This window comes from Streptomyces monashensis (assembly GCF_001866665.1).
Lineage (GTDB): Bacteria > Actinomycetota > Actinomycetes > Streptomycetales > Streptomycetaceae > Streptomyces > Streptomyces monashensis.
The window spans coordinates 1-2,549 of sequence record NZ_MLYO01000190.1 but is presented as its reverse complement, the minus strand read 5'-3'; the positions used below and the strand labels follow the sequence as shown (position 1 = coordinate 2,549).

Annotated in this window: 1 protein-coding gene; it reads right to left on the bottom strand. The window is 62.8% G+C overall.

Annotation, left to right across the window (positions count from 1 at the left end; genetic code table 11):
- Positions 1 to 123: 123 nt before the first annotated feature.
- Positions 124 to 1,866, bottom strand: coding sequence for a group II intron reverse transcriptase/maturase (gene ltrA, locus BIV23_RS45220; protein WP_245790964.1), 1,743 nt, complete (start codon positions 1,864 to 1,866; stop codon positions 124 to 126).
- Positions 1,867 to 2,549: the final 683 nt, after the last annotated feature.

The following is a 2,549-nucleotide window of genomic DNA, read 5'->3' as shown; positions in this document are numbered from 1 at the left end:
GACCTTGTCGGGTAGCGGGGACGCATTGCTGCGTCCCCGCCCCCTAAGAACCGGCCGTGCTCGATTTCCAAGCAACCGGCTCAAGCAAGTCCCGAGGGCATCGGGGGAGTTGGAGTCGCTGGCTCATTGCCTCCGCGAGCAATGGGTATGTACGAGGTAGCGTGCGGCGCGACCATCCGCTCTGCTGGACTCCGGAGAGGTGATCGCGCACTTACGAATCGCCTTCCGGATGGCCCCGAGCCATTGCTCCCATGCTTGCGGGGTCTGTGGCTCGTGGTTGGTGTGCAGCAGGAGGCACCGGCAGATCGGGCACCGCCCATGCTGCGCTTGCAGTAGCCGCAGCAAGTCGGTGCTGATCGGGGGCTTTGAGCGGCGACGCCGCTTGGCCCAATAGTCGGTCAGAGACGGGTCATCCGGGGACGCCCTCCCTGCAACCATTCGATGCCGGACGATCGGAGTCCAGGAGAATTTACGCAGGTAGTAACCGGTCTCCCGGCTGCCGAATACCCACCTGTCTTGCCTGGACCGGTTGAACCTGCCGAAGTACCGGGCGCTTACCCAGTGCGCCGACTTGTTCGGGTGTGAAAATCTGGCCCACTTATAGACCAGCTTCCACATGTGGTTGTCCAAAGCATTGAACGCTTGCTTGGACACCCCGATCCGGTAGTACGCGGCCCACCCTTTGATGATCGGATTGAGTTTGCTGATCACCATGTCGGCGTTCGCCCCGCGAAGGGCTACCACCTCCCGGGAGAGCCGTTTCCGGATCCGCCGCAACGCATCTTTGCTCGGCTTGGTCAGGAGCTTGCCGCGGAAGCGCCGGATGTTGAAGCCCAGGAAGTCCACGCCCTTGTCCAGGTGCGTGATCTGGGTCTTGTCCTCATTGAAGACCAGACCCCTGGGCGCCAGCCATTCAGCGAGCCGTGACTTGACCTGCTCGGCCTGGTCACGTGAGTGGCACAGGGCGAGGAGATCGTCTGCGTACCTGACCAACACCGGGGAATCCCGTGATGTATGGACGGCTCCGCTACTGGTTTCCCGGTAGCGGACCCCGGCGGCCGTTTCCATGCCGTGCAGAGCAACGTTCATCAACAAGGGGCTGATCACCCCGCCTTGTGGAGTTCCCTCCTCGGTTGGGGCGAACCGTCCGTCTTCGATCACTCCGGCCTTCAGCCACTGGGATATCAGCTCCCTTGCGGGGAAACTGCCAATGGACCTTAGGATGTGATCGTGGCTAAGACGATCGAATGCCGATTGGAGATCGGCGTCGAGCACCCACAGCCGCGTGGATTCCTTCTTGTTCGCGGTGCTGTGGATGGCCACGATGGCATCGTGGCAGCCTCGGCCCGGACGAAATCCATAGGATCTCGGCTCGAACCAGGCTTCCCATTCGGGGTCCAGTGCATTGACCGCCAGGGCCTGAAGGCATCTGTCGGCGATCACGGGAATTCCTAATGGGCGCCGGCGCCCGTTGCTCTTGGGCACGTACACCCGCTTGACGGGCCGGGGTGACCACGGCATCGCGCGTTGTTGCACCCAGTTGGCCAGTTCAGCCTTCTCTTCGGGCGCCACTACCACTTTGCCGTCGATCCCGGCTGTCTTGCGGCCAGCGTTCTCCTCCGTTACCCGCCGCACACTCAGCAGAGCATTGCTGCGGGAACGGAGCATCAACTTTTGCAGGTTCCGGACTTTCTTCAAGTCCCCTGCTTCCGATGCCGAGAAGATCCGCTGCCTCAACCTCCGTACGTCCTCCTCGACTATTCGCCAGTTCACGGCATCCCAGTCGAAGCCTCGGCCCTCAGGTCCGTTCACCACTGCATCGCTGCACTCGGCCTGAGCCTCACGCAGTTGTGTCTGGGTGTCCAACTTTTCCCTCAGTTCCGGAATTTGCGGTCAGTAGTTCTTCACGGACTCACCCGACCCGCGTCAGCACCCTTTCGGGTCAGGGCACCTGCCCCTATCCGGCCAGTTATGCCGGGCCGCTGGCGGAGGAGCCAGTACTCGGTCCGGGTTTCCTGCTGCCTTTCGGCTACCGGCATTCGCTTCTCGGGTCGTCCTGCTCCCGCTGGGGGTTGGAGCCTTCCTCACGGTCGGCCTGCCAGGTTCAGCACCTGGACCCCATCGGGGTTGTCACGTTCCGCTTGAGTGAGACGCGACCGGGGAGGGCGCCCTCTATGCCCCGGGGACGGTGGTGCGTTCCCGCCCAGTAGCCGCCCCCTGGACGGCACCTGCCGCATTTCAGCAGCTTGTCCCTATCACCCGCTTGAGCTATCCATCTGCGGGCGCGCTTCTGACGAGACGTCAACGAGGGTTCAAGTACTTCACCCGTCCGGTCTTCCCCAGCCTGTAGCCCCCGGATGGAACGGGAGCCCTTGGACCCTGAACCTTGGGCTTCGCACCCCACAGTTACCCGTGGCGCACGCCAAAGCGGGGACAGTCCTCACGCACTGGACCGGGCGCTATTCCTTCAGCATCAGCTGATCCTCCTTTCGTGGTGAGCGCCACTCATCTCAAGCGACTTCGTGTCGCACGCGGTTGCGCAGCCAGGT